This is a genomic window from Streptomyces pathocidini (genome assembly GCF_001418495.1).
GTDB lineage: Bacteria > Actinomycetota > Actinomycetes > Streptomycetales > Streptomycetaceae > Streptomyces > Streptomyces pathocidini.
Map to the genome: position 1 here is coordinate 26406 of NZ_LIQY01000001.1, position 20309 is coordinate 46714.

The 20309-nt window shown below is 68.7% G+C and carries 16 protein-coding genes; 7 read left to right on the plus strand and 9 right to left on the minus strand.

Annotation, left to right across the window (positions count from 1 at the left end; translation table 11 throughout):
• The first annotated feature begins 85 nt into the window (after positions 1-85).
• Entirely contained in the window at positions 86-1462 is a 1377-nt protein-coding gene (locus AOK16_RS00135) for a M1 family metallopeptidase (protein ID WP_055470136.1), read from the plus strand.
• A gap of 119 nt (positions 1463-1581) precedes the next feature.
• Here AOK16_RS00135 and AOK16_RS00140 read toward each other — a convergent pair whose 3' ends face one another.
• Positions 1582-2313, minus strand: coding sequence for a hypothetical protein (locus AOK16_RS00140; protein WP_055470121.1), 732 nt, complete (start codon positions 2311-2313; stop codon positions 1582-1584).
• 356 nt (positions 2314-2669) lie between these two features.
• Positions 2670-3611 (minus strand): RICIN domain-containing protein, encoded by a 942-nt coding sequence (locus AOK16_RS00145; protein WP_055470122.1) that lies wholly within the window; start codon positions 3609-3611, stop codon positions 2670-2672.
• 1046 nt (positions 3612-4657) lie between these two features.
• On the opposite strand from AOK16_RS00145, the gene AOK16_RS00150 reads away from it, so the two are divergent.
• Genes AOK16_RS00150 through AOK16_RS00170 form a run of 5 tightly spaced genes read left to right on the plus strand, consistent with a single transcriptional unit; the run spans position 4658 to position 10290 of the window.
• Complete coding sequence (locus tag AOK16_RS00150) at positions 4658-6268, plus strand: peptide ABC transporter substrate-binding protein (protein WP_055470123.1); 1611 nt, start codon at positions 4658-4660, stop codon at positions 6266-6268.
• A 4-nt stretch (positions 6269-6272) separates the two neighbouring features.
• Complete coding sequence (locus AOK16_RS00155; RefSeq protein WP_055470124.1) at positions 6273-7196, plus strand: ABC transporter permease; 924 nt, start codon at positions 6273-6275, stop codon at positions 7194-7196.
• A complete protein-coding gene (locus tag AOK16_RS00160; protein ID WP_055470125.1) occupies positions 7189-8211 on the plus strand; it encodes an ABC transporter permease in 1023 nt (340 codons plus the stop codon). Before AOK16_RS00155 ends, AOK16_RS00160 begins: the two co-directional genes overlap by 8 nt.
• An 11-nt stretch (positions 8212-8222) precedes the next feature.
• Positions 8223-9227, plus strand: a complete 1005-nt coding sequence (locus tag AOK16_RS00165; protein ID WP_276202459.1) for an ABC transporter ATP-binding protein — start codon at positions 8223-8225, stop codon at positions 9225-9227.
• Positions 9217-10290 carry an ABC transporter ATP-binding protein gene (locus AOK16_RS00170; protein ID WP_055470126.1) on the plus strand — a complete coding sequence of 358 codons (1074 nt, stop codon included), beginning with the start codon at positions 9217-9219 and terminating at the stop codon, positions 10288-10290. The genes AOK16_RS00165 and AOK16_RS00170 overlap by 11 nt, the downstream gene beginning before the upstream one ends.
• A gap of 54 nt (positions 10291-10344) precedes the next feature.
• On the opposite strand, the gene AOK16_RS00175 is transcribed toward AOK16_RS00170, so the two are convergent.
• From AOK16_RS00175 to AOK16_RS00205, 7 genes are all read right to left on the minus strand, one after another.
• Positions 10345-11466: an ABC transporter ATP-binding protein gene (locus tag AOK16_RS00175; RefSeq protein ID WP_055470127.1), complete on the minus strand. Its 1122-nt coding sequence runs from the start codon at positions 11464-11466 to the stop codon at positions 10345-10347.
• 15 nt (positions 11467-11481) lie between these two features.
• Positions 11482-12546: an ABC transporter ATP-binding protein gene (locus AOK16_RS00180; RefSeq protein WP_055470128.1), complete on the minus strand. Its 1065-nt coding sequence runs from the start codon at positions 12544-12546 to the stop codon at positions 11482-11484.
• A gap of 10 nt (positions 12547-12556) precedes the next feature.
• Positions 12557-13534 (minus strand): ABC transporter permease, encoded by a 978-nt coding sequence (locus AOK16_RS00185; RefSeq protein WP_055470129.1) that lies wholly within the window; start codon positions 13532-13534, stop codon positions 12557-12559.
• Between the two features lie 108 nt (positions 13535-13642).
• Positions 13643-15442 (minus strand): ABC transporter substrate-binding protein, encoded by a 1800-nt coding sequence (locus AOK16_RS00190; RefSeq protein WP_055470130.1) that lies wholly within the window; start codon positions 15440-15442, stop codon positions 13643-13645.
• A gap of 100 nt (positions 15443-15542) precedes the next feature.
• Positions 15543-16532, minus strand: a complete 990-nt coding sequence (locus tag AOK16_RS00195) for an ABC transporter permease (protein WP_398718156.1) — start codon at positions 16530-16532, stop codon at positions 15543-15545.
• Between the two features lie 444 nt (positions 16533-16976).
• The gene (locus tag AOK16_RS00200; RefSeq protein ID WP_055470132.1) at positions 16977-17183 is read right to left on the minus strand and encodes a hypothetical protein; all 207 of its coding nucleotides are present in this window, start codon (positions 17181-17183) and stop codon (positions 16977-16979) included.
• A gap of 113 nt (positions 17184-17296) precedes the next feature.
• Positions 17297-19432, minus strand: coding sequence for a prolyl oligopeptidase family serine peptidase (locus AOK16_RS00205; protein ID WP_055470133.1), 2136 nt, complete (start codon positions 19430-19432; stop codon positions 17297-17299).
• Between the two features lie 639 nt (positions 19433-20071).
• Between AOK16_RS00205 and AOK16_RS00210 the strand changes: the two genes are divergently transcribed.
• Positions 20072-20266, plus strand: coding sequence for a DUF2304 family protein (locus AOK16_RS00210; RefSeq protein WP_055470134.1), 195 nt, complete (start codon positions 20072-20074; stop codon positions 20264-20266).
• Positions 20267-20309: the final 43 nt, after the last annotated feature.

The following is a 20309-nucleotide window of genomic DNA, read 5'->3' on the forward strand; positions in this document are numbered from 1 at the left end:
CAGCAAGGACAGTGCCGTCTTTCCTCGCTGGTCCTGGGTTCCCCGCTCGTCGCGCTGGGCTCCGGCCCTGGCGCTTGTCGTGGCCATGGGCACCGCATGCAGCGATCCCGCACCGCACACCGAGGCCGGGGCGCGCGCGAGGATCGGCGCGGCCGGAGCGGGCGACCGCCTCTTCCCCGCGCTCGGCAACGGCGGCTACGACGTGGCCCACTACGACCTGACGCTGCATTACGTACCCGAGACCAACCACCTCAGCGGCACCGCGATCATCACCGCGCGGGCCACCCAGAACCTGGCGCGCTTCAACCTCGACTTCGCCGGGCTGAAGGTGCGTGGTGCCAGGGTGAACGGAACGGGCGCCCGTTTCGCGCGCGAGGAGAACGAGCTGACGCTGACGCCCGCGAAGACGGTCGAGGACGGCGAAACCTTCCAGGCCACCGTGGCGTACTCCGGCACGCCGCGCATGATCGAGGACGCCGACGGATCCGTGGAGGGCTGGATCGAGACCGACGACGGCTCAACCGCCCTGGGCCAGCCGGCCGGTTCCATGACGTGGTTCCCCGGCAACCACCACCCCTCGGACAAGGCTGCCTACGACATCCGGATCACCGTGCCCAAGGACGAGGACGGCGACCCGTACGACGTTTTGAGCAACGGGGAGTTGGTGGAGGAGGAAGACAAGGGCGACCGCGTCGGCAGCCACTGGCGCAGCAGGGAACCGATGGCGAGCTACCTCGCGAACATCTCCGTCGGATACTTCGAGATCATCAAGGACCGCACCGACGACGGCCTGCCGGTCCATATCGCGGTGGACCCCGACGAGGCCGAAGAAGCCGCGGACGTGGCCGACCTGGTGCCCGAGATCGTCGCATGGGCGAGTGAGCGCTTCGGTCCCTATCCCTTCTCCTCAACGGGTGCCGTCGTCGACCACCTCCCGGATCTCGGCTACGCTCTGGAGACCCAGACCAAGCCGTACTTCGACTCGGCGCCCGAAGAGAGCCTGCTGGTCCACGAGTTGGCCCACCAGTGGTTCGGCAACTCGGTCACCCCACGCGAGTGGAAGGACATGTGGCTGAACGAGGGGTTCGCCAACTATGCCGAGTGGCTCTGGGAAGAGGAGCAGGGCGGCAGGACGGTCCAGGAGACCTTCGAGTCCTTCTACGACGGCACCCACGCGGAGAGCGACGGCATCTGGGATTTCCCCCCGGCCGACCCGCCCAGCGCCGCCCGTGTCTCCGACTCGCCCGTCTACGGGCGCGGCGCGATGGTGCTGCACAAGGTGCGCCAGGCCGTCGGAGACAAGACCTTCTTCACGATCCTGCGGACCTGGACCCGGCAGCACCGGCACGGGAACGCCGACACCGGGCAGTTCATCGCCCTGTGCGAGCAGAAGTCGGGCAAGGACCTGACCGAGCTCTTCGAAACCTGGCTCTACGCCGAGGGCAAGCCCGCCGCTACCTGAGAGCAACGGATAAGGGCCCAACCCCCCTTGAGAAGGGCCCTTCAGCGTTTGCTGTGTAGCTGATGGGGCTGTCCCCCCCGACCCCCAACGGCACTCCCTCCGTGAGGCGGGGCGTCCGTTCAGCCGATGGCGATGAAGTTGAAGGGTCGGTTGGCGCGGCTGAAGTTGCTGTCGCTGGTGAAGATGGTCACGCCTGTCTGGTCGATGCCGGCGATGTGGACGGCGTCCTGCATGTAGAGCCAGTCGCCCCAGATGGTGGCCGTGGCGCTCGGAGGGGCCGGGAAGGGGGTCGTGAACGTGATGCGGTACTGGCCGGCGCCCACAACGTTGATCTGGAAGTTGCCGCTGCCGGCGTGGACGGAGCCGTTCTCGTTGATGGTGCCGCGTACGACGTGTCCGCCCAGCGTGCTGTTCGACGGCGGTCCGGGCTGGGGGGTGCCGGCGGTCCGCCGTAGGTACCACATGGTGCCGGCGTTCCTGGCCAGCCAGATCTGCTGGTTGGCGGCACTGCCTGTCAGGGCCGGGTTCTCGAAGACGTGGGTGTTGTTGACGGTGACGGTGGCCTCGTCCAGGAGCCATTCGTTGTTACTGGCCAGCCGGAGGTACACGGGGAAGAGGTCGAGGTCGGCGATGGTGAGCTGCGGACTTGTGGGGTCGTTCAAGTTGGCCGGCGTGACGTTGCTGCCGGTGCCGATGACGAACACGTTGGTGTCGCCGTCCTCGAAGTCGTCGGCGGCGGTGTTCAGGAGGAACTCCCGGCCGGCGATGCCGAGGTAGACCCAGTCATCGGTCTGCGCACCCAGACCACTGCCCGTGCGGATGGTCGCGACGATCTCCGTGATGTCCGTCATGATCGCTTCCCTCTCTCGCTGCCCTGTCGGATTTGGTCCGGGGGAGGGGTCGCTGCGCGCAACTGCCTCGCCGGGAACGCTGGTCCGGTGGTCGGCCCGGGGGTAGGAGCCGGGCGTACCGCTCGGCGTGCGTGTCACCGGGAGTGATGCGCCAATTGGGCGAAGAGGAAACGAATATGAATGCCAGTACCTCAACATGCGTGAATCCAGGCTGTTTTGCCCCTTTAAGTGGTGATCATCTGGTAGCTCTCTTAGTGGAAGTAGGGGTTCCGGGGTCGTCGGCGGTTCGGGAGTGGTTAACCGCCTGTCACCGAGGCGACGGGTGGTCAACCGCCCGTAATCGAGGCGACGGGTGGTCAACCGCCCGTAATCGAGGCGACGATGATGCCGGGAACATGGGAATACGCGCCCCCGTACCAGTCGTTCGGCTGGCAGTTCAGGGTGTAGCCGTTTCCCATGTAATAGGTGTCGGCCCAGACCGTTCCGGCTTCGTACAGGCAGTAGTGCTGGTGGACCTCGAAAGACACGACGGGATTCGTGGGCGAGATGGCGAGATCGAGGATCGCGAAAGTTACTTCGTTGTCGGTGTTGTAGGTCGACACGTACGTCCCGACCGAGTTCGGTGGGACGAGTTGTACGGGGGAGTCGGGGTAGGTCAGCAGCGTTCCGTCGGACGGACTCAGCGTGATGAGTAGTTCGTTGGGCGTGTCGTTGGAGATGACCGTCACCAGGCCGTTGCACGACAGGCTGGGGGCGAAGTTCGTTGTCCAGCCCTGATTTCCGGGGCTTTGGGTGGGCGGGTATTTGGGGTGGTACGAGATGATCGGAGTGCCGGGGCTGTTCGAGCCGCCGGAGACGTCGAGGACATTCCCGTTCATCCGGCTCCGGATGAAGCCGTCGCCGCAGATCGACCACGACTGGTTGGGGGCGCCGGTGAAATGGTTGATCTGGATCGTGGCTCCGTCGCTCGGATCGGAGTCGGCGATTTCCACGTACAGCCCGCTCTCGGCGTTGATGATCCAGCCGTCGCTGGCGTAAGTCCACTGCTGATCCGCGTTGTCGGAGGACTTGTACGTCCAGATGTGAAGCGGTGTGCCCGGCTCGGTCGAGGCTCCTGCGACGTCGAGTACCAGGCTGCTGCCGCCGGAGTCCGGCAGCCAGCTGGTGATGAATTCCCAGCCCACCGCCGTCGGAACCAGCACCTCGGGAGCTGTCCAAGTGGCGGTGAGATACACGCCCGCACCTTCGTCCACGGCTCGGACAGAGGCCAGGTCATCCTCCAGGTAGGCCTCCACCACCTGGCTGACGGGCTCGAGTTCCGGTGGGATCGCGCCGAGGAGCTCAGGGAAGTTTCCGCCGTCCTGCAGGGACGCAACGGCCGCATTCGGGAGGACGAAGTTGTAGCCCCAGACATAGGAGTTGGCCGAAATGGTGGCGGGTGTCGGGGGCGCTGCGACCGATGCCGGGACAGCTCCTCCGTCTCGCCCTCGGGAACTCCCGCCTTGGGAACTCCGGTCTTGGGCGCTCCGGCCTCGGGAACTCGCGTCTCGGGGGCTCCGGCCTCGGGCCCGCAGAACGGCATCCACCCTCTGCTGTATCGACTCCCGCACCGCGTCGGCCGCTTCTCGGTTGTTCCCGTGCGATCGCCGTATCGCTCGCAGCGAATTCAGTTCCGCGCTCGTGAAATCTGCTGAGGGGGACTTGTGCCCAGCCATGGTCTGTTCCTCTCGCCGGATGCCTGAAACGCCGGATGCCTGAAACGCCGGATGCCTGAAACGCCGGGGTGCCCCCAAATGTGCCCGCATCCCATGAAGCCACAGGGTTCCCGCCGCCGCATTCCCGGGGCAAGATCCCCCGCCATATGCAATGTGCCTCGAAGTCGGAGGAGAACGCCGGAAGGGAACGCCTGAAGAGAGTGCCGGAAGGAAAAGCTGGTGGGTTCGCCGACCGCGGTTGCGCCGAATCGGTGACGCCGGCGTGCGCCGCGTGCACCCCGCCTGCCCCGGGGTGCACTGATCTACGCGGCCGGGACTCCCGACCGCCCCAGGAGGCGTACCGCGCGGCCCTTCGGCGAGCCGCCGACCGCGCGCCTCCCACCGCGCCGCCACCGCCGCACCGGGGGGCGCCCGCTGGGCGGGGCGTCCGACCGGCCGAGGAGCCCACCGCCCGTAGGTCTCGGCGACCGGCCCCGCCCGACAACCCGTACGCCCCGTGCCCCCTGGGAGGGACCGGCCGTTCGGGCATCCGGGGGGTTCTCGGCGCCCCTCCGCGCGTACCGCTCCGACGGAGGCGCCGGATGCCGCAGCGTGCGGAGTCAGTTGAGCCTGTTCTAGGAGGAAACACCATGCGTGGAGTCACATGGGCCGCGGCCGCCGTCACCGTCCTCGCGGCGACGGCCACCGCCTGCGGCGGGGGCGGCGCAAGCGACACCTCGGCCGTGCTGAGTTCCTCCTGGGGCGACCCGCAGAACCCGCTGGAGCCGGCCAACACCAACGAGGTGCAGGGCGGCAAGGTCCTGTCGATGATCTTCCGCGGGCTCAAGGAGTACGACCCGAAGACCGGCGAGGCCAAGGACATGCTCGCCGAGCGGATCGAGAGTGACGACTCGCAGAACTACACCGTCACCGTCAAGGACGGCTGGACCTTCAGCAACGGCGAGAAGGTCACCGCCCGGTCCTTCGTGGACGCCTGGAACTACGGTGCCCTGCTCGACAACAAGCAGAAGAACGCCTACTTCTTCGAGTACATCGACGGCTACGACAAGGTGCACCCCTCCTCCGGCAACCCCACCGCCAAGACCCTCTCCGGGCTGACGGTGAAGGACGACCGCACGTTCACCGTCAAGCTCACCCAGAAGTTCTCCACCTGGCCCGAGACCCTCGGCTACGCGGCCTACGCCCCGCTGCCCCGGTCCTTCTTCGACGACCACGACGCGTGGCTCGACAAGCCCGTCGGCAACGGCCCGTACACCATCGACTCGTACGCCAAGGGCTCGGAGATGCGGCTGCGGAAGTGGGAGGACTACCCGGGTCCGGACAAGGCGCGCAACGGCGGCGTGGACCTGAAGGTCTACACGGACAACAACACCGCGTACACCGACCTCCAGTCCGGCAACCTCGACCTCGCCGACGACATCCCGGCCGCGCAGCTGAAGAACGCCCCGAAGGACCTGGGCGAGCGGTACATCAACCAGCCCGCCGGCATCCTCCAGACCCTCGCCTTCCCCTACTACGACAAGAACTGGGGCGCGGGGAAGGAGAAGCTGCGCATCGGGCTCTCGCGGGCCATCGACCGCGAGCAGATCACCCGGCAGATCTTCCAGAAGACCCGCACCCCGGCCACCGACTGGACCTCCCCGGTCCTGGGCAAGGACGGCGGCTACAAGTCCGGGCTGTGCGGGGACGCCTGCGACTACGACCCGGCCGCGGCCAAGAAGCTGATCAAGGAGGGCGGCGGGCTGCCCGGCGGGAAGGTCACGCTCACCTCCAACGTCGACACCGGCTCGCACCGGGAGTGGATGGACGCCGTCTGCAACAGCATCAACAACGCCCTCGGCAACGAACGGGCCTGCACGGTCGATCCGGTCGGCACCTTCGCCGACTACCGCAACCGCATCACCGGGCACCGGATGACCGGCCCGTTCCGGGCGGGCTGGCAGATGGACTACCCGCTGATCCAGAACTTCCTCCAGCCGCTCTACTACACCAACGCCTCGTCCAACGACGGGAAGTGGAGCAACAAGGACTTCGACCGGCTCGTCAACGAGGCCAACGCCGAGACCGACACCGGCAGGGCCGTCTCCACCTTCCAGGACGGCGAGAAGATCCTCGCCGAGCAGATGCCCGCCATCCCGCTCTGGTACCAGAACGGCAGCGCGGGCTACTCGGAGCGGCTCTCGGACGTGACCCTCAACCCGTTCAGCGTGCCCGTCTACGAGCAGATCAAGGTCAGCTGACCCCATGGGCCGCTATGTGCTCCGCAGGCTCCTCCAGATGGTCCCGGTGTTCATCGGGACCACCTTCCTGATCTTCTTCATGGTGTACGCGCTGGGCGACCCGGTCGCGGCCCTCTTCGGCGACCGGGCGCCCGACCCGGCCACCGCCGCGCGGATCCGCCGCGAGCTGTACCTCGACCGGCCGCTGTGGACGCAGTACCTGCACTACATGGGCCAGATCTTCCAGGGCAACTTCGGCACCGCCTTCAACGGCCAGCCCGTCCTGGACCTGATGGCCGAGGCCTGGCCGGTGACGCTGCGGCTGACCCTCGTCGCCATCGTCATCGAGCTGATCTTCGGCATCACCCTCGGCGTCATCGGCGGGCTGCGGCGCGGGCGGGCCACCGACACCGGAGTGCTGTTCCTGACCCTCGTCGTCATCTCGGTGCCGACCTTCGTGACCGGCTACCTCCTCCAGTACCTCTTCGGCGTCGAGTGGGGCCTCATCAGGCCGTCGGTCTCACCCGCCGCCCCGCTGAACGAACTGCTCCTGCCCGGCGCCGTCCTCGCCCTGGTCTCGCTGGCCTACGTGACACGGCTGACGCGGACGTCCATCGCCGAGAACGTCCGGGCGGACTACGTGCGCACCGCCGTCGCCAAGGGCCTGCCGCGCCACCGGGTCATCACCCGCCACCTGCTGCGGAACTCGCTCATCCCCGTGATCACCTTCATTGGCACCGACATCGGGGCGCTGATGGGCGGGGCGATCGTCACCGAGCGGATCTTCAACATCCACGGCGTCGGCTACCAGCTCTACCAGGGCATCCTGCGGAACAACTCCCCGACGGTCGTGGGCTTCGTGACGGTCCTCGTCATCGTCTTCCTGCTGGCGAACCTGCTCGTCGACCTCCTCTACGCCGTGCTCGACCCGAGGATCCGCTATGCCTGACGACCTTCAACCGCTCCAGCAGGGGCCGCTTCAGCGCGGACCGGGGAACACCATCGCCCCCACCGGCGCCGGCGGCGCGATGGACCTCGCCGTGAGCGAGGCCGAGACGCTGGAGCGGCCGCCCGGCACCGGCACGATCCCGGGCGGTCCCCCGGGCGGGCCCGGGGCAAAGCCGCGCAGCCTGTGGTCCGACGCCTGGCGGGAGTTGCGCCGCAACCCCGTCTTCATCGCCTCCGGGCTGCTGATCGTCTTCCTGGTGCTGATCGCCATCTGGCCCGGGCTCATCGCGAGCGGCGACCCGCTCTCCTGCAACCTGGCCAAGTCCCAGGAGGGTTCGCAGCCCGGCCACCCCTTCGGCTACGACACCCAGGGCTGCGACGTCTACACCCGCACCGTGTACGGTGCCCGCGCCTCGGTCACCGTCGGCGTCTGCGCCACGCTGGGGGCCGCGCTGCTGGGCAGCCTGCTGGGCGGGCTCGCCGGGTTCTTCGGCCGCTGGGGCGACGCGCTGCTCTCCCGTACCGCCGACATCTTCTTCGGCATCCCGGTCGTCCTCGGCGGCCTGGTGTTCCTCTCGGTGATCACCTCGACGACGGTGTGGCCGGTGGTCGGCTTCATCGTGCTGCTGGGCTGGCCGCAGATCTCCCGCATCGCCCGCGGCTCGGTCATCACCGCCAAGCAGAACGACTACGTGCAGGCCGCCCGCGCGCTCGGCGCGAGCAACACGCGGCTGCTGCTGCGCCATGTGGCACCCAACGCCGTCGCGCCGGTGATCGTGGTGGCGACCATCGCGCTCGGCACGTACATCTCGCTGGAGGCCACCCTCTCGTACCTCGGTGTGGGGCTGCGCCCGCCGACCGTCTCGTGGGGCATCGACATCTCCAACGCCGCCCCGCAGATCCGCAACGCGCCGCACATGCTGCTGTGGCCCGCGGGTGCGCTGAGCCTCACGGTGCTGGCCTTCATCATGCTCGGCGACGCGGTGCGCGACGCCCTCGACCCCAAGCTGCGCTGAGGAGCCGTCAGGTGAGTGCTCTGCTCGAAGTCCGCGATCTGCATGTGGAGTTCCGTACGCGGGACGGTGTGGCGAAGGCCGTGAACGGGGTGAGCTACGGCGTCGGGGCGGGGGAGACGCTGGCCGTGCTGGGGGAGTCCGGTTCGGGCAAGTCGGTGACCGCGCAGGCGATCATGGGCATCCTCGACAGCCCGCCGGGCCATGTGACGGGCGGCCAGGTCCTGTTCCAGGGGCGTGACCTGCTGACCCTGTCCAAGGAGGAGCGGCGGCGGGTGCGCGGCGCCAAGATGGCGATGATCTTCCAGGACGCGCTGTCCTCGCTGAACCCGGTGCACACGGTCGGCGCCCAGCTGGGCGAGATGTTCCAGGTCCACGAGGGCATGTCCCGCAAGGACGCCCGGGTGAAGGCCGTGGAGCTGATGGACCGGGTGCGGATTCCGGCGGCGAAGGAGCGGGTGAACGATTACCCGCATCAGTTCTCGGGGGGTATGCGGCAGCGGATCATGATTGCGATGGCGCTTGCTCTGGAGCCGGATCTGATCATTGCGGATGAGCCGACGACGGCGCTGGACGTCACCGTCCAGGCCCAGGTGATGGATCTTCTCGCGGAGTTGCAGCGGGAGTTCACCATGGGTCTGATTCTGATCACGCACGATCTGGGTGTGGTGGCGGATGTGGCCGACAAGATCGCGGTGATGTACGCGGGGCGGATCGTGGAGACGGCCCCGGTCCACGAGCTCTACAAGCGCCCCGCCCACCCGTACACCCGAGGCCTGCTGGACTCCATCCCGCGGTTGGACCGCAAGGGGCAGGAGCTGTACGCGATCAAGGGCCTGCCGCCCAACCTCATGGCGATCCCGCCCGGCTGCCCCTTCCACCCGCGCTGCCCCCGGGCCCAGGACGTGTGCGTCACCGACCGGCCGCCGCTCTTCCCGGTCACCGAGAACGACGGCACGGAGCTGCCCGGCCGCGCCGGCGCCTGCCACTTCTGGAAGGACGAGCTGAATGCCTCCTGAAGCGACCGAAGCCAGGCCCACCGGGGAACCGATCCTGGAAGTCCGGGACTTGGCGAAGCTCTACCCGCTGACCCGCGGCGTCGTCTTCCGCAGGAAGATCGGGGCCGTACGGGCCGTGGACACCGTCTCCTTCGACCTGCGGCGCGGCGAGACGCTGGGCATCGTGGGGGAGTCGGGCTGCGGCAAGTCGACGCTGGCGAAGATGCTGGTCCACCTGGAGCGGCCCACCTCCGGCCGCATCCTCTACAAGGGCGAGGACATTACGCGGTTGTCGGGGCGGGCGTTGAAGGCGGTGCGGCGGAATATTCAGATGGTGTTCCAGGATCCGTACACGTCGTTGAATCCGCGGATGACGGTCGGGGACATCGTCGGTGAGCCTTTTGACATCCATCCGGAGGTGGCGCCGAAGGGGGACCGGAGGCGGCGGGTCCAGGAACTGCTGGATGTGGTGGGCCTGAATCCGGAGTACATCAACCGCTACCCGCACCAGTTCTCGGGTGGCCAGCGCCAACGGATCGGGATCGCACGGGGGTTGGCGCTGAACCCCGAGATCATCATCTGCGACGAGCCGGTCTCGGCGCTCGATGTCTCGGTGCAGGCGCAGGTGGTCAACCTGCTGGAGCGGCTCCAGGACGAGTTCGGGCTCTCGTATGTCTTCATCGCCCACGACCTGTCCGTGGTCCGGCACATCTCGGACCGGGTGGGGGTGATGTATCTGGGCCGGTTCGCCGAGATCGGCACGGACGAGCAGATCTACGACTACCCCACCCACCCGTACACCCAGGCCCTGCTCTCCGCCGTGCCCGTCCCCGACCCGGAGGCGCGGGAGGGCCGGGAACGGATCATTCTGGCGGGCGATGTCCCGTCCCCCGCGAACCCGCCGTCGGGCTGCCGGTTCCGTACGCGCTGCTGGAAGGCGCAGGACAAGTGCGCGCAGGAGGTGCCGCAGCTGGTGGTCCCGGCCGGGTTCCGCCACGCGGAAGGGCCCGTGGTCCACGATTCGGCCTGCCACTTCGCGGAGGCCCTGCCCCAGGACATGTCGGAACCCGCGTCCGCGGAGTGAAACGGGGGTGTCGCGGACACGGGTTCCGACCCGAGCGGAGGCGCTGAACTCGGGTCAATGGGTGTCAGTCGCCTCCTCGAGCGCGGCCAGCGCGGGGTCGAGGACCACGTCCTCGTCGCGGGCCGCGATCGTCGGTTCCTCGGGGAAGTGGCATGCCGTCAGGTGCCCTTCCCGGTTGCCCCCGATGCGCACGAGCGGCGGCTCCTGCGTCGCGCACTTGTCCTGGGCCTTCCAGCACCGCGTACGGAACCGGCAGCCCGAGGGCGGGTTGACCGGCGAGGGCACGTCGCCTGCCAGCCGGATACGCTCACGGCCCTCCGTCTCCTCGGCCAGCTCCACCTCGGGCACGGCGGAGAGCAGGGCGTGGGTGTACGGGTGGCGGGGCCGGTTGTAGATCGAGTCGCGGTCGCCGATCTCCACCACCTTGCCGAGGTACATCACCGCCACACGCTGGGAGAAGTGCCTGACGATGGCCAGGTCGTGGGCGATGAACAGGAACGCGATGCCCAGCTCTTCCCGGACCTTCTGCAGCAGGTTGACCACCTGCGCCTGGATGGACACGTCCAGCGCCGAGACCGGCTCGTCCGCCACGATCAGCTTGGGCTCCAGCGCCAGCGCGCGGGCCACGCCGATGCGCTGGCGCTGACCGCCGGAGAACTCGTGCGGGAAGCGGTTGTAGTGCTCGGGGTTGAGGCCGACGGTCTCCAGCAGCTCGCGCACCCGCTTCTCGCGGCCGCCGGGCGGGTTGATCCCGTTGACCTCCATCGGGCTCTTGATGATGGTGCCGACGGTCTGCCGCGGGTTCAGCGACGAGTACGGATCCTGGAAGATCATCTGGATCTCGGAGCGGATCGGCGCGAGCTGCCTGCGGTTGGCCCGGGTGATGTCCTGGCCCGCGTACGTGATCCGGCCGCTGGTCGGCTGCATCAGCCGGGTGATCAGCCGGCCCGTGGTCGACTTGCCGCAGCCCGACTCGCCGACCAGGCCGATGCTCTCGCCCGCCCGCACGGTCAGGTCGACCCCGTCCACCGCCTGGACGGCGCCGACCTTCCGCTTGAAGGGGAAGCCGCCGTAGATCGGGAAGTGCTTGGTCAGGCCCTCGACGCTGAGCAGCGTCTCGCCCACTGCGTCCGGCGGGTCCTGCCGCTCCGGGGAGAGGGTGGGGTTCTCGCTCATGTTCTCGGAATCTCCCTAGCCCAGCCGGGGTTTGATCTGGTCGATGAAGACGGTCCGCTGCTGCTCGGCCGTCAGATGGCAGGCCGCGCCCCGCCCCTCGGGCAGCGCCGGGCGCTCGGTCGCGCACCGACCGCCGCCCACCTGCTCGGGGAAGGCGCAGCGCGGGTGGAACGGGCAGCCGGACGGTGGGTTCAGCAGGGACGGCGGGGAACCCGGGATGGGCGTGAGCGCCTTGTCCACGTCGGAGCCCAGCCGCGGCATCGAGCTCAACAGGCCCCAGGTGTACGGGTGCTGGGGGCTGCGGAGTACTTCGCCGACGCTGCCGCGCTCCACGGCCCGGCCCGCGTACATCACCAGCAGGTCGTCGGCCATGGTGGAGATGACGCCCAGGTCGTGGGTGATGAAGACGATCGCGGAGCCGAACTCCTGCTGGAGGTCCTTGAGCAGGTCCAGGATCTGGGCCTGCACGGTCACGTCGAGCGCGGTGGTCGGCTCGTCGGCGATCAGCAGGTCCGGGTCGCAGGCCAACGCCATGGCGATCATGGCGCGTTGGCGCATACCGCCGGAGAACTGGTGCGGGTAGTCGTTGACCCGCAGCTTGGGCTGCGGGATACCGACCTTCGCCAGCATCTCCACCGCCCGCAGGTGCGCCTCGCGCCGGGAGACGCCCCGGTGCTTGCGGTACGGCTCGGCGATCTGGCGGCCCACCGTGTAGTACGGGGAGAGCGCGGTCAGCGGATCCTGGAAGATCATCGCCATCTTGTTGCCGCGCAGCGTCTCCAGCGTGCGCTCGCGGGCCCCGATGAGCTCCTGGCCGTCGAGGACGATCTCCCCGGCGATCTGGGTGGTCTTGGGGTTGTGCAGGCCCAGCACGGTCAGGTTGGTCACCGACTTGCCGGAGCCCGACTCGCCGACGATGCCCAGCGTCCTGCCGCGCTCCAGGTCGAACGAGAGGCCGTCCACGGCCTTGACGGTGCCGTCCTCGGTGGAGAACCGGACGTACAGGTCGCGCACGGAGAGGAAGGGGTCCGACCCGGTCGGGGCGCTGCCCGCGCCCTCGGTCTTGGTGAGTGTGGTCACGGTCGGTCTCCTAGGACAGCCGCACGCGCGGGTCGATGAAGGCGTAGGCGAGGTCCACGATGATGTTCAGCATCAGGATGAAGAAGGCGCCGAACATCATCACGCCCATCGTCAGCGGGATGTCCTTGTTCACCGAGGACTCCACCGCGAGCCGGCCGAGGCCCGCCAGGTCGAAGGTGAACTCGGTGACCACCGCGCCCGAGAGCAGGGAGCTGAGGTCGATGCCGATGATGGTGACGATGGGGATCAGTGAGCCGCGCCAGGCGTAGCGGAAGAACACGTAACCCCGGGACATGCCCTTGGCGCGCGCGGTGCGGACGTGCTCCTCCTGGAGCTGCTCGATCATCGTCGAGCGCGACATGCGGGTGTACTGGGCGGTGAAGATCGTCGCCATGACCACCCAGGGGATCAGCATCCCGAGGAACCAGCCGCCCGGACTGTCGAAGGGCGAGACGTACTTGGGGTTCTCCATCAGGCCCGTGCTGTAGACCAGCAGACCGAGCACGATCGGGCCGAGCAGGTAGATCTGGAATGAGCTCAGGACGATGGAGGCGCCGCTGAGCGCCTTGTCGACGGCGGTGCCGCGCTTCCAGGCGGCGATCAGACCGGCGCCGAGACCGACCACCAGGAAGACCACCAGGCCGCCGAGGGTCAGCGACAGGGTCAGCGGGAACCGGTCGATGATCGAGTCCCAGACCATGTCGCCGCTGGCGAAGGAGACGCCCAGGCAGGGCGCGGGGCAGTGGCCCTGCGGGAAGTCGCGCCCGGCCACGATGCCCATCATGAAGTCCCGGAACTGGGCGGCGATGGGTTGGTCGAGGCCCAGGTTCTCGCGGATCACGGCGATGTTCTGGGGGCTGCAGTTCTTGCCGCAGGCGAGCTCGGCGAAGTCCTGGGGGATCGAGTAGAACAGGAAGAACGTGAACGCGCCGATCAGGAACATGATGACGACGGCGCCGGACAACCTGCGGATCAGAAACGGAAGCATGGCGGGCGGCTGCTCTCTTGGTGAGGCGGGGAGTTGTCGTGAGGCGTGCGGGTCCGCGGGGTGCGCTCCGCCTGGCGCGCACTCCCGCGGACTGGCCGCACTGACGGGTTACGGGTTCTTGATGAACACGTCGTTGATGTCGATGTTGCTGGCCTCCATGTTGTAGCGAGCGCCGCCGATGCGGGAGCCGTACAGCTGGATCGTCTTGGAGTAGTAGACCGGGGCGCAGGGGTTGATCTCCTCCACGATGCGGTGGTGGATCTCCTCCCACTTCTTCGCGGCCGCCTCGGGCTCCAGCGCGGTGGCCTCGTCGATGCCCTTGTTGACCGTCTCGTCGTTGATGTGCGAGTAGTTCGGGCTGCCGTCGCCGACCAGGTCGCCGTCGTAGACCGGGGTGATGACGGTGGACGGCGACGGCCAGTCCTGGCCCCAGCCGGTCATGTAGAGGTCGAACGGGTTGTCGAGCTTGCCGATCTGCTCGTAGAAGGTGGCGCGGTCGATCTCCTTGGCCTGGGGGTCGAAGCCGAGCTTCTTGAGCACGTCGGTGACGATGACCATCTGCTTCTGCCCGCGCGGGGTGTTGGAGTACGCGTAGGTGAGCTTGGTGCCCTCCTTGACGCCCGCCTCCTTCAGCAGCTGCTTGGCTTTCTCCAGGTCGCCGGCCGGCTTCTTGACCTTGCCGAACGGGTCGTAGGAGGGGTCGAAGCCCGGCAGGGTCGGGGCCAGCAGGCCGCCGGCGACCTCACCGCCGTACTTGCCGCCGTCCGCCTGGACCATGGAGGCGCTCGGGATCGCGTACGTGATCGCGTCCCGGATCTTCTTGTCCTTCATCTCGGAGCTGTCGAGGTTGAAGCACATCTGCCAGACGTAGGGCTGGTAGCCGCGCACGGTCCGCGCGTAGGCCTTCTTGTCCGTCACCACGGACGACATCTGCGCGGTGTCCACCATGTCGATGAACTGCAGGGCGTTCTTGGCCTCGCCCTGGTCGGCCAGCAGCCGCTTGGTCTGGCTGGGGATGCTGACGGTCAGCGGGAAGTTGTAGCCGTCCACGTACTGGTGGCGGACCGAGTCGGTCTTCGGGTCCCAGTTGGTGTTGCGCACCAGCGTCATGGACTTGCCGGGCTTGAACTCGGAGATCTTGTACGGGCCGAGGGCGGCGGGCGCCTTGTCGTACTTCTCCTTGGTGTCCTGCTTCTCGGGCACGATCGAGTAGCCGGGCATCGCCAGGGCCTGCGGGAGGTCCGGGCGGGCCTGCTTGAAGTGGAAGACCACCGTGGAGTCGTCCGGGGTCTCCAGGACCGAGTCCGGCAGGTGCTTGCCCTTGTACGGGCCATCCGGCAGCGCCTTGCGGTAGTCGTCGCCGGAGAGCCAGGTCTGGACGTAGTTCGGGCCGTCGAAGATGAACTTCGCGTAGGTCCGCTCGATGCTGTGGCGGACGTCCTTGGACGTGATGACGTTGCCGTCCTCGTCCTTGACGCCCTTCTTGATCTTGAACGTCCAGGTCTTGCCGCCGTCGGAGGACTGCCCCGAGTCGGTGGCGATGTCACCGACGATGCTGAGGTTGCCGTCCTTGTCCGAGTGGAAGTTAGTCAGGCCGCGGTGGATCAGGTTGCCGAGCTGGTTGGCGTCGCTGACGTAGATCTGGCCCGGGTCGAGGTGGGAGAAGTCCGACTGCATATAGCCGGTGATCACCCCGCCCTCCTCGGCCCCGGCCACCGGGGCGGCGGGGCCGGTCGAGGCGGCCTCGTCCGCGTACTTGACCGGCTCCTGCTGTCTGGCGGCGTCCTTGCGCTTGGCGGACTTGTCCGTGGTGTCGCCGCCGCTGCCGGAGCAGCCGGTCAGCACGAGGGCGCCGGCGGCGAGGGCGACCACTATGGCGCGCGTCTGGCGCGATCGGTCGGTCTTCATGATGCGTGTGCACCTACCTGTCGGTTGTTATCCATGAGTGCTGCCTGACGCATCCGGTCTCCCGGTGCGGGGGCGGCAGCCACCCCCCACCAATGGACGGTCACCGTCCGGTCTTGGGGTCGAACGCGTCCCGCACCGAGTCGCCCAGGAGGTTGAAGGCCAGGACGAAGACGAACAGGGCGACGCCGGGGAAGAACATGAACGCCGGATCCTGCTCGTAGATGTCGGCGGCGGTGGCGAACATCCGCCCCCAGTCCGGCGTCGGCTCCACGAAGCCGACGCCGACGAAGGAGAGGAAGGCGATGGTCAGGATGTTGCTGGGCAGCATGTAGGTGCTCTGCACCAGGATCGGGGTGACGATGTTCGGCAGGATCTCCTTGCGGACGATCCGCCAGGGCGAGGCCCCCGACACCTTGGCCGCCTCCACGAACTCCCGCTCACGCAGGCCGAGTACGGAGGAGCGCACCAGGCGGGCCATGGCCATCCAGCCCAGGAACCAGAGCACCAGGATGATCACCACGGCGCGGAGGTACGCGGGCGTCTCGTCCTTGGGGGAGACGAAGAGCGCGGTCACCACCGGCATGAAGGCGATGAAGAACAGCTGGTTGGGGAAGGACAGGAAGAAGTCGGTGACGCGGCCCAGCCAGTAGTCGACCCGGCCGCCGAAGTAGCCGCCGACCATGCCGATGACGACGCCGGTGAGCACCGTGGTCAAGGTGACCGCGAGCGCCATGAACAGCGAGGTCCGCATCCCGTAGATCAGCATCGTGAACACGTCGCGGCCCACGTTGGGCTCGACGCCGAACCAGAAGTCGGCGGAGACCCCGCCGAAGGGGGCCGCGGGCATCGCGAAGTCGTTCAGCAGGCCCGGGTAGTTAGGGTCCTGGGCGTAGAGCGTGTACGGGTCCTTGCCGTAGAGCCAGGAGATCACCGGGGCCAGCGCGGCCACGGCGAAGTAGGCGAACACCGCACACGCGGAGATCACGCCCACCCGGTCGCGCCGGAACCGCAGCCACATGAGCCTGCCGGGCGACAGCCCCTCCTGGGACGTGTCCTCCCGGGCGGCCTCCGTGAGGGATTCGGGAACCATGGCCGCGTCCGTGGAGGTGCCGGCGGCTTGAGTTGGACTGGTCATCGGTTCCTTGCCCCCGCGACGAAAAGTATTTGACACATCGACAGCGGCGGACAGCGCTCGCTGATTGAGCGGAACTCTGACGAGCGACGCAACGTGCGTCAAGGGGGAAGACGGCTGTGACCTGTGGAGACTGAGAAGCTTGAGCGAAGATTTCGCAGATTGAACTCCGTACGTGCTTGACAGCTCAACAACTAGTCCGGCATAGGGGATTTATGCCGACCAACTTCGTTAACGCGTACGCAACTTGACTGACGCAGCACCGATATACGGACGCGCCACGCTGAACTGCGTACGGCCGTGCGGGTGCCGTAGGGCCGGCTGAGGGTGGCTGCGAGGCCGCCCCCAGCCGGTTCGCATCAGCCCTGGGGCCGGTCCTGCCCGGAGACCGGCGGTCTCGGATCAGCCCTCGGCGGCCTGGACGATCATCTTGTTTCCCGGCGCACCCGCGGACTCGGCGACGCCAACCAGGCGGTGCGGTACGGGATCGACGCCCTTGCCGTCGCCCGCGCCCACGACCTGCCGACCCAGGAGCTCGCGGCTGTGCTCCTCGCCCTGGTCGCCGCGGAGGCGGATGAACGCGGACCTGGCCGCGGAAATCTGGCGCATTGCCGCGGAGGCACTGGCGGGCAGGGACTGACCGGGCCCGCCTGGCGCCGGGCCGGTCTGCTCCGGTCCGGGGCGGTTTACGTTCCGGCGGGGGCCGGCCCGGGCCGGGGTTGCTACTTCATGCCCAAGGAGCGTTTGAGGAAGGCGACTTGGAGGAGGAGTAGGTTCTCGGTCACCTGCTCCTGCGGGGTCATGTGCGTGACCCCGGACAGCGGCAGCACCTCGTGCGGGTGGCCCGCCGCGAGCAGGGCGGAGGACAGCCGCAGGGTGTGCGCGGCGACCACGTTGTCGTCGGCCATCCCGTGGACGATCATCAGCGGCCGGGCGGGCTCGACGGCCCCGGACAACCCCTCGTCCGTGACAAGGGAGTTGGCGGCGTAGGTGTCGCCGTCCTCCGGAAGCCCGAGGTACCGCTCCGTGTAGTGGGTGTCGTACAGCCGCCAGTCCGTGACCGGTGCCCCCGCCACGCCCGCGTGGAAGACGTCCGGGCGGCGCAGCACCGCGAGCGCGGCCAGGTAACCGCCGTACGACCAGCCGCGGATGGCGACCCGGGAGAGGTCCAGCGGGTGGTCCCCGGTCGCGGCCAGCGCCTGGAGCGCCGCCACCTGGTCGTCGAGCGTCGCGCCCGCGAAGTCGCCCGCGACGGCCTTCTCCCACGCGGGGGAGCGGCCCGGCGTGCCGCGGCCATCGGCCACGACCACCGCGAAGCCCTGGTCGGCGAACCACTGCGAGGTGAGGTACGGGTTGTGGGCCGCCACCACGCGCTGCCCGTGCGGGCCGCCGTACGGGTCCATCAGGACCGGCAGCGGGCCGTCGCCCGCCTCGTAGCCGGTGGGCAGCAGCACGGCGCACGGGATGCGGCGCGCGCCCGCCTCGGTCAGCCGCGGGCGGGCCGACAGCACCGGCCGCTGCGCGTACGAGGCGACGCCGGCCACCGGCTTGCCGTTCGCCAGGACGCGTACGGTCGCCCCACTGCTCTCCAGGGACGCCGAGGACACCACGCAGACCCCGCCGGAGCGCACGGCCGAGTGGACGCCTCGGCCTTCCGAGAAGCGCTCGGTGCCCAGCTCGTTGACGCGGTGCACATGGATCTCGCCGGTCTCCGGATCCTCGGCCTCCGGTCCCGCCGAGGCGGAGACGAGGATGTCCGAATCCGACATGTCCAGAACGGCCCGCACGTGCAACTGGGGCCCGGTCAGCGGGCGGTCGCCCACGACCAGCACGCGCGCGCCGCCCTCGTCGGCGATCCGCACGAGCTGCCCGCCCGGCGTCCAGGCGGGCACGCCGGGGAACAGTTCCAGCCACACCGGGTCCTCGTCCACATGCAGGGTCCGGGTCCGGCCGGTGGCGGTGTCCACGGTCAGATAGAGCGCGCTGCGCTGGTCCCGTGCCTGGACGAGCAGCAGCGGCGGGCCCGCGGCCGACCAGTGCACGCGCGCGAGGTACGGGTACCGCTTGCGGTCCCACTCGACCTCGGTCCGCGCCCCGTCGAGCCCGACGAGGAGCAGCCGCACCTCGGCGTTGTCCGTCCCCGCGGCCGGGTACGCGACCTCCTGCGGTCCGCGCTCGGGGTGCGCCGGATCGGCGATCCACCACCGCCGCACGGGCGCCTCGTCCACGCGCGCGACGAGCAGCCGGTCGCTCCCCGGGCCCCACCAGAACCCCCGCGCCCGGTCCATCTCCTCGGCGGCGACGAACTCGGCGAGCCCGTAGGTCACATCGGCCCCGTCGCTCGCGGCGCTGGGCCCGGCGACGATCCGGTCACCGCCACCGTCCGCCCCGACGACGCGCAGGGCCCCATCCGCGACGTAGGCGACATGGCGCCCGTCCGGCGAGGGCCGGGGGTCAACCACCGGCCCGGGCACGGCCAGTTCGCGCGCCGTACCGGCCCGCAGCTCGGCCGTGAACAGCCGCCCGGACAGCGCGAAGGCGGCCAACTCGACGGCGTCGTCCACCGCGTAGCCGACGATCCCCGCGGAGCCCTCCCGGCTCCGCTCGCGCCGCGCCCGCTCCTCTGCGGACAGCTCCTCGGAGGCGCCGCCGAGCAGCACCTCCGGATCGGCCGCGATCCGCTCCTCCCCGGAGCCCGGCTCGCACACCCACAGAAGGTTGGCCCGCTCGGTCCCCCCGCGCGACCGCAGGAAAACGACGCGCCCCCCGTCCGGCGCCACACTGAACCCACGCGGCGCCCCCAGCGTGAACCGCTGCGTACGCGCGAACTGCCGCGGAAACGAAACCTCGCCATCCATACCCCGACCCTATGCGCCCTCACTGACAACGCCCCCATCTCGCGCACAGCGACTTCGATTCCGGGCAAGATCTCCCGCCGCGACGGCGCTCAACCCCCATGTCGAAGCCCGGCGGTGCCGAACACCCCCAGCCGCCCGCAGGGTCCCGCGGCACGGCCACTTGAACCCTCGCTGAGCAGGGCGGCGGACCGTCCGCGAGAATCCTCCCGCCGCGGCCGTGCTCAACGCCCGTGGTGGAGCTCGGCGGTGCCGAACTGCTCTCAGCTGGCCGGAAGGCAATCCCCAGCCCGCCCGCAGGGCGTTCACGGGGCATCGGGACGTGAGTGGCCGCCGCCTGCCCAGGCGGGCCCCGCCCACCGTCCGCGAAAAACTCCCGCCGCGACGGCGCTCAACCCCTGCGCCGAAGCCCGGCGGTGCCGAACCGTCCCCAGCCGCCCGCAGGGCACCCGGCGGGGCGTGCGCCCCTGGTCTGCTTCCGTGCACCGATCCATGCTCAACAGGCCCGTAGTTATGATCAGTTGCGCATGGTGGGTAGGAAGCCCATGGGGCGCTGGTCGGGATCAGTGCACTGGTCATGCACGAGTTGAGTCGTCCGTACGTTCCGTTGGCTCTGCCGCGCGTCTGAGGAGGTGAACCGCGGTGGCCCTGTCCATCTCCATGGTGGTGCTGCTGGCGATCATCGTCATCCTGATGATCAAGAAAGCAGGACTGAAGGCCGGACATGCGGTGGTCTGCATGTTGCTGGGGTTCTATCTGGCGAGTTCGTCCATAGCTCCCACAATCAGCGAATTGACCACGAATGTCGCCGGCATGATCGGGGACATCAGGTTCTGACCGCGGCAGCGGCCGGCCAGGCGGCCGGCCGCCGACGCCCGAC

Excerpts from the sequence above, each read along its gene's own strand:
- AOK16_RS00135 (WP_055470136.1), top strand. The coding sequence starts at position 86 with ATGGGCACCGCATGCAGCGATCCCGCACCGCACACCGAGGCCGGGGCG.
- AOK16_RS00200 (WP_055470132.1), bottom strand. The coding sequence starts at position 17,183 with ATGCGCCAGATTTCCGCGGCCAGGTCCGCGTTCATCCGCCTCCGCGGC.
- AOK16_RS00160 (WP_055470125.1), top strand. The coding sequence starts at position 7,189 with ATGCCTGACGACCTTCAACCGCTCCAGCAGGGGCCGCTTCAGCGCGGA.
- AOK16_RS00175 (WP_055470127.1), bottom strand. The coding sequence starts at position 11,466 with ATGAGCGAGAACCCCACCCTCTCCCCGGAGCGGCAGGACCCGCCGGAC.
- AOK16_RS00205 (WP_055470133.1), bottom strand. The coding sequence starts at position 19,432 with ATGGATGGCGAGGTTTCGTTTCCGCGGCAGTTCGCGCGTACGCAGCGG.
- AOK16_RS00185 (WP_055470129.1), bottom strand. The coding sequence starts at position 13,534 with ATGCTTCCGTTTCTGATCCGCAGGTTGTCCGGCGCCGTCGTCATCATG.
- AOK16_RS00150 (WP_055470123.1), top strand. The coding sequence starts at position 4,658 with ATGCGTGGAGTCACATGGGCCGCGGCCGCCGTCACCGTCCTCGCGGCG.
- AOK16_RS00195 (WP_398718156.1), bottom strand. The coding sequence starts at position 16,532 with ATGGTTCCCGAATCCCTCACGGAGGCCGCCCGGGAGGACACGTCCCAG.
- AOK16_RS00170 (WP_055470126.1), top strand. The coding sequence starts at position 9,217 with ATGCCTCCTGAAGCGACCGAAGCCAGGCCCACCGGGGAACCGATCCTG.
- AOK16_RS00140 (WP_055470121.1), bottom strand. The coding sequence starts at position 2,313 with ATGACGGACATCACGGAGATCGTCGCGACCATCCGCACGGGCAGTGGT.
- AOK16_RS00190 (WP_055470130.1), bottom strand. The coding sequence starts at position 15,442 with ATGAAGACCGACCGATCGCGCCAGACGCGCGCCATAGTGGTCGCCCTC.
- AOK16_RS00155 (WP_055470124.1), top strand. The coding sequence starts at position 6,273 with ATGGGCCGCTATGTGCTCCGCAGGCTCCTCCAGATGGTCCCGGTGTTC.